Annotated in this window: 9 protein-coding genes and 1 pseudogene; 2 read left to right on the top strand and 8 right to left on the bottom strand. The window is 56.6% G+C overall.

Annotation, left to right across the window (positions count from 1 at the left end):
- Nucleotides 1-60 precede the first annotated feature (60 nt).
- Complete coding sequence (locus BA066_06720) at nucleotides 61-579, top strand: hypothetical protein (GenBank protein ID RDD53009.1); 519 nt, start codon at nucleotides 61-63, stop codon at nucleotides 577-579.
- Here the strand turns inward: BA066_06720 and BA066_06715 are convergent.
- Nucleotides 568-930 (bottom strand): hypothetical protein, encoded by a 363-nt coding sequence (locus tag BA066_06715; GenBank protein ID RDD53008.1) that lies wholly within the window; start codon nucleotides 928-930, stop codon nucleotides 568-570. The genes BA066_06720 and BA066_06715 overlap by 12 nt on opposite strands.
- Before the next feature lie 114 nt (nucleotides 931-1044).
- Nucleotides 1045-2269: pseudogene (locus BA066_06710) on the bottom strand (transposase).
- Nucleotides 2270-2401: 132 nt separating this feature from the next.
- Here BA066_06710 and BA066_06705 point away from each other — a divergent pair.
- Complete coding sequence (locus BA066_06705) at nucleotides 2402-2752, top strand: hypothetical protein (protein RDD53007.1); 351 nt, start codon at nucleotides 2402-2404, stop codon at nucleotides 2750-2752.
- Between the two features lie 42 nt (nucleotides 2753-2794).
- Here the strand turns inward: BA066_06705 and BA066_06700 are convergent, their stop codons facing one another.
- From BA066_06700 to BA066_06675, 6 genes are all read right to left on the bottom strand, one after another.
- Complete coding sequence (locus BA066_06700; GenBank protein RDD53006.1) at nucleotides 2795-3076, bottom strand: hypothetical protein; 282 nt, start codon at nucleotides 3074-3076, stop codon at nucleotides 2795-2797.
- Between the two features lie 117 nt (nucleotides 3077-3193).
- On the bottom strand, nucleotides 3194-3460 hold the full coding sequence (locus tag BA066_06695; GenBank protein RDD53005.1) for a hypothetical protein: 267 nt from the start codon (nucleotides 3458-3460) through the stop codon (nucleotides 3194-3196).
- Nucleotides 3460-3846: a hypothetical protein gene (locus tag BA066_06690; GenBank protein ID RDD53004.1), complete on the bottom strand. Its 387-nt coding sequence runs from the start codon at nucleotides 3844-3846 to the stop codon at nucleotides 3460-3462. Before BA066_06690 ends, BA066_06695 begins: the two co-directional genes overlap by 1 nt.
- Nucleotides 3847-3874: 28 nt before the next feature.
- On the bottom strand, nucleotides 3875-4453 hold the full coding sequence (locus BA066_06685) for a hypothetical protein (GenBank protein ID RDD53003.1): 579 nt from the start codon (nucleotides 4451-4453) through the stop codon (nucleotides 3875-3877).
- The gene (locus tag BA066_06680) at nucleotides 4453-4707 is read right to left on the bottom strand and encodes a hypothetical protein (protein RDD53002.1); all 255 of its coding nucleotides are present in this window, start codon (nucleotides 4705-4707) and stop codon (nucleotides 4453-4455) included. The genes BA066_06685 and BA066_06680 overlap by 1 nt, the downstream gene beginning before the upstream one ends.
- The coding region (locus BA066_06675; protein ID RDD53001.1) for a hypothetical protein at nucleotides 4707-4974 on the bottom strand (268 nt) is incomplete at its 5' end. The genes BA066_06680 and BA066_06675, both read right to left, overlap by 1 nt.

The raw sequence follows: 4974 nt of genomic DNA, 5'->3' as shown, positions 1-4974 counted from the left end.
TTTATTTAACACAGAAACACATAAAGCGCAGTATAACCCGGGTAAGACGTGGGGCATATAATGGTGTTCGGCATGCTTCACATCCCCGGTTGGCGGAGGCTGTCGAGCGAGGCCCTTGAGAGGCTGAGGGCGCTGGCCGGATTCATGCGTTTCCTCGAGGAGGGGCTGGGCTACAGGTTCAGGGCGGAGGAGGAGTTCGAGAAGCGGCTCCCCCTGCAGAAATACGTCTTCCTGGCCAGGAGGCTCGGGCTCGACCTCGGCTACCGCTTCACGCTGTACCTCTACGGCCCCTACTCGCCCGCCCTCGCCAACGACTATTACGAGCTGGCCCGGAGGGGGGACATCTCCCCGGCCCCCCTGCCGGACGGCTTCGACCTCGAGGGCTTCCTGGCGCTCGTCGGGGGCAGGGACGCCACGTGGCTCGAGGTGGCCTCGAGCATAATACTCGTCGAGGAGCTGTATCCCGGGATATCGGAGGAGGATGCATACGGCGTCCTCAAGCTCTCCAAGCCATGGCTCGACAAGCCGCTGTTCGCCGAAATATGCGGGGAGCTGAGGGGTCGAGGGCTAATCGGATGAGGAAAAATACCATTTCCTGGATGCTTTCGCCCGCCCCTCCCATCCGGAGGCCATGGCCAGGAAGTAGCAGAACTCGCAGAGCAGGAGGTCGTACGCCCTCCAGACGTGCTCGTGCACGTCCCTCAGGAGGTAGACTTTCTCCGCCTCGGTCCCGAAGTACTCTTCGGCCACGTTGCCCAGCTCCAGCCCAAGATCGCGCAGCTTGCCGGCCAGCTCGTCCAGCCTGTCCCGGAGATCCCTCAACCTGCCCTCGTCCAGATGCCCGATCTGCCTACCGACGTTCCTCATCCTCCGCCAGTCCACCAGCCGCCTGACGATGGGCATGTATCTGAGCCAATCGGGGAGATACATTATCCCATCAGCCGTGGAATCATTCAGCTTATTAGCGTTCCGCCCCTCCGATCCGCACACGCGCCCCATGGGGCGCTCTGGCCCGTCGAGACCGAATTGGATGTGGGCTGCTCCCTACTTCAGTAGGGAGCTTCCGGCGTTTAGAGCAGGCTTTACGCCTGTCTCCTCATCTGCCGGTTTGGGGGGCCCACGCCTCCCCCATCCCGCAGAGCCCATTACCCTGCGGGCTATGTTGATACACGCATTTAAATCTCTGTCGTATTCCATTCCACAACTCGGGCACCTGAAGATCCTTCCTCTAACTTGGGCAACATGCCCGCATCGGTGGCATTCCTTGGAAGTATTCTTGGTCTGCTCTCTCGTCAGATATTTAACATCTATGCCCTCCAGCAGGGCTTTGTATTCTATGATTGTTTGGAGTTTTCTGAAGGGTAGGCTGTGAAACCGCTTGTTGAGTTTTTTAGACTTCTTGAAGTTTCTTCGTATCCCGTTTAGATCCTCCATTACTATTACTGGCTTTGGAAACTGTTTTGCATAGGCAATTATCTGGCTCGCTATGATATGAAGTTGCTCGTTGACTTTGCGCCTCTCCCTGCCCTTAAGCTCCTTAACCTTTTTCAAAAGCTTCTTTCTTTGAAGCCCTCTTCTAATATGGCTGTAAAGCCCTCTGATGCGCTTGACCTCTTCTCCCCTCCAGAACTGCCCCCTCAAGGGTTTTGCTGGATTATCCCTTGAAATGGCGACTGCGACAGCTAGGTTGACCTCCCCTCTATCTATGGCTATTATGGTTTCAGGCTCATCCGGAACTTCAACGGTTTTCTTCAAAACAAAATGGGCAAACCACTTTCCATCCCGCTTAACCATCTCAACAGTTGCGAACCGCCATTCGCCTCTAAGAGCCTCCTCAATCCTCTGCTTTTGTCTTTCACCAAACGCTATGGTCAGGCTGACCCTCTCCATGCTGTTTAGGCTTAGAGTTAGCCAGTATGGCGTCAGGACATTGGTCGTCTTGGAGAAGCGGTAACACCTGCTATCGAAGCGTATCGAAACCCTCTTGAGCCTTAAAACGTCGCCTTCCTTCCTGTTTTTTTTCAAAGCTCTTTAGGATTTCAACGGCCTTGTCTCTGGCCGTCTGGATTAGAGCCGTGTTGAGGTTGAAAAGCCGTTTAGCATCTTCGTAGCAGTTTTGATGCAGAAAACTCCTAGACTTAGAGTTAAAGCTGAGATACCACTTTACAAGCCTGGAATACTCATATAACGTTCGGTTTAGGGCTAAGATCTTCCTTGAATTAGGCTTGTAAACCTTTCCTACAACCGTCACCCGAACATCTTTTTGCACGGGAACATCCCAAGCCTAAACTTGGAAGTTAAAGCATTTAAGCCTTACCGCAATTCATCTCCCCACTAAAGTAGGGAGTTTTCTTGCAGAGTTTTTATAAGCAGGAGACGCATGGCCTATTGCAGGCCATCCATGAGGGTCAAATCCCATGCGATCGGGATCCCGAATGAGGGCTCCCCGGCTCCGGAGGAGGTCGAACTCGGGAGGCGGAGATACCCCCTCGCCGAGTGCCACATCACGGCCAGGTTCAGGAGGAAGGATGGGGGCGTAATCGAGATGCTCTACGTGGAGGAGTGGAGCGGCCCCCTCTGGCCCCTCTGGCTGATGGTGGATGAGATCGCCTGGACCGCCAGGTGGATCTGGAGGCAGGTTCTCCGCCTCACGGCCTGCAAGATTTTCGGCCATGATGCCGTATCGGTGGATTGCGAGTTCTTCATCGCCAGGATCTGCGCGAGGTGCAAGGAGGTGCTCGAACCCGCCTGAAAGCAACGGGATGCCTGAGGAGGGCGATCGCTCGACCCCTCTTCACAGGAAGCTCCTCGGCAGGTGCCTGAGCAGCCCCCTCACGTGCACCAGCCTCCCGAACATGTCGTAGTAGAACCTGCACGGCAGCCTCGGGTTCCTCAGGTCTATCACCACGTAGCCTATTATCCTCACGTCCTCCGGGAAGAATATGTCGCCCGCCCCCGGCCGGCTGTCCTCCGATATCACCCCGTCCCGGCCCACCAGAACCCTCTTCCTCAGATACTTGCCCGTGAACGCGTCCCTGTACCTGGTTATGTACGTCACGAGTACCGCGTCCCTCACCGCACCAATACGTCTGCGCGACTAGATTTAACGTTTCACACCGCAGAACACGCGCTCGATTACGAATACGGAAACTAAAAGGGCGATAAACCGGAAAAAAGGGGGAGGGTGTGGGGGCTAGTCGCCCCGCTCGAACCACCTCCGGATCTCCTCCCGTGATGGGAGGAGGTCGGAGGGGAAATCCAGATCCCAGAAGCTGCAGAACTGGTGCAAGTCGGCGAGAATTCTGGACAACATGTTGGTCCTCAGATATCTCAGCGTGGCTATTATTGCATTCCTTTGCTCCTCGAAGACGTATGAATCCTTCCTACCCCTGTCGGGGAGGCTGATGAGCCAGCTCACGATCTCGGACTTCCAGGCCGAAAAAGACCTGGCCTCGGGCATCAGCGGTCGCCCCCAATCCTCGACCTCCACTCCCGCTCGATCTCCGAGATCCTCGTCTCGACCCACTCCAGATTCAGGTCGATGGCCTTCAACACCGTCTCCCCGGCCACGGCGTAGAACAATCTTCTGAGCAGATACTCCGAATCCTTCATCTCCCTTATCGCCTCCCTGAGGTCGGTCAGGAAGTTCCTGGCATCTCTGAGGAACTCCCGGTAGAGTCCAGCCTTGAACTCCCTGAAGCCATCGGGATGGATCACCCATGCGTTCCATGGGAGCTCGGCGGGCTCGAGGCGGCACTCCGAACATCGATCCCCAAATCTCCGCATCAAAAACCAAACCTCCGCCGACCTAAGCACGGCCCCCGCAATTTCCATGAATATCTCCATCTGCCCGGCCATTCACACCACCCCCTCCTCAAGGGGTAAGGGGGTCGGCATATATTCCCTCCCGAGCCAGCTCGCGCACCTCCTCATCTATCTTCTCTAGAAGCGCACTAGTGTGTAGCCAGTTGCAGAAGTATCGCCTAGCCAAATCGTTCAGCGATCCGCCGCCCCGCTCGACGTCATCCCAATCCACGTCCTTTATCGTGAATAGAATCATTTTTGTGGCCAAGACATCCCCCTCGTGCCACGCGATTATCGCGTAGAGGTTCGCGGCCATCTTCACCAGCGCGGCGACGTAATATTTGCTCTCGTATCCGCACAGAACCTGGAATTTTCCTAGCATCTTTTTCAAAAGACCCCTCCAGTCCACGTCCACCTCGTCCTCGGAGAACTCGGCGAGCACGTTTATCCTGCTCTCCAGGGTCTGGAGGGCCTCCCTGAGCTTCTTCTCAAGCTCCCTGAGCCTCGCCGCATCCCCGGCCTCGATCGCCCTGTCAACCTCCCTGCCCAGTTGCTCCGCCAGGCAAATTCTACTCGACTTTTCGCAGCGTTTCACTCGGATCTCCTTGAACCACTCGTCCCAGTATTCCGTGCAGAAGAGCCTTGCCATCACTCCCACCCCAGCAACCTCCTCGCATAATGGTCGCCGACCTCGGCCCTCCTCCTCAGCCTGGGGAGGGCCTCGTCGACGGGTATGAACTCGGGGATATGGTGGCGGTGCGCCCTCTGCCTCTCGATCACGGCCTCCTTATGCTCCGCGCAGACCCACTCATCCCACTCCGCGAAGCCGCAGTCATCCCAGTATTCCAAGTATTCCGCAGGCCTGTCGCAGTATGCGCACTTTGGTCTGACCTCCTTGGCCATCAGACCACCTCCAGAACCCTCTCTCTCCTCAAGGCCTCCGCCAGCCCCGGCAGCCTCCTCGCCGCCTCGAAGAGGGCCTCGTAGTCACCAGAGCCCTCGTGCCAGTCAAATATCGCCTCCGAAGTCCACATGTCGGTTACGGTTATCGTCGCCCTTCCCTTGAAGCTGAAGTATATCTCGACGTGATATCTCAACCCACGACCCCTCGGATCCCAAATGAGCTGATCCCTCTTCATCCCGCCAAGCCTAAACGCTATGCCCCCGTCC

It is taken from the genome of Candidatus Korarchaeota archaeon NZ13-K, from assembly GCA_003344655.1.
In the GTDB taxonomy this organism is placed as follows: Archaea; Korarchaeota; Korarchaeia; order Korarchaeales; family Korarchaeaceae; genus Korarchaeum.
Note: the sequence above shows the minus strand (reverse complement) of the source record. Positions and strands in the feature narration are given on the sequence as shown.

Excerpts from the sequence above, each read along its gene's own strand:
- BA066_06680 (RDD53002.1), bottom strand. The coding sequence starts at position 4,707 with ATGGCCAAGGAGGTCAGACCAAAGTGCGCATACTGCGACAGGCCTGCG.
- BA066_06715 (RDD53008.1), bottom strand. The coding sequence starts at position 930 with ATGTATCTCCCCGATTGGCTCAGATACATGCCCATCGTCAGGCGGCTG.
- BA066_06695 (RDD53005.1), bottom strand. The coding sequence starts at position 3,460 with ATGCCCGAGGCCAGGTCTTTTTCGGCCTGGAAGTCCGAGATCGTGAGC.
- BA066_06685 (RDD53003.1), bottom strand. The coding sequence starts at position 4,453 with ATGGCAAGGCTCTTCTGCACGGAATACTGGGACGAGTGGTTCAAGGAG.
- BA066_06720 (RDD53009.1), top strand. The coding sequence starts at position 61 with ATGGTGTTCGGCATGCTTCACATCCCCGGTTGGCGGAGGCTGTCGAGC.
- BA066_06705 (RDD53007.1), top strand. The coding sequence starts at position 2,402 with ATGAGGGTCAAATCCCATGCGATCGGGATCCCGAATGAGGGCTCCCCG.
- BA066_06690 (RDD53004.1), bottom strand. The coding sequence starts at position 3,846 with ATGGAGATATTCATGGAAATTGCGGGGGCCGTGCTTAGGTCGGCGGAG.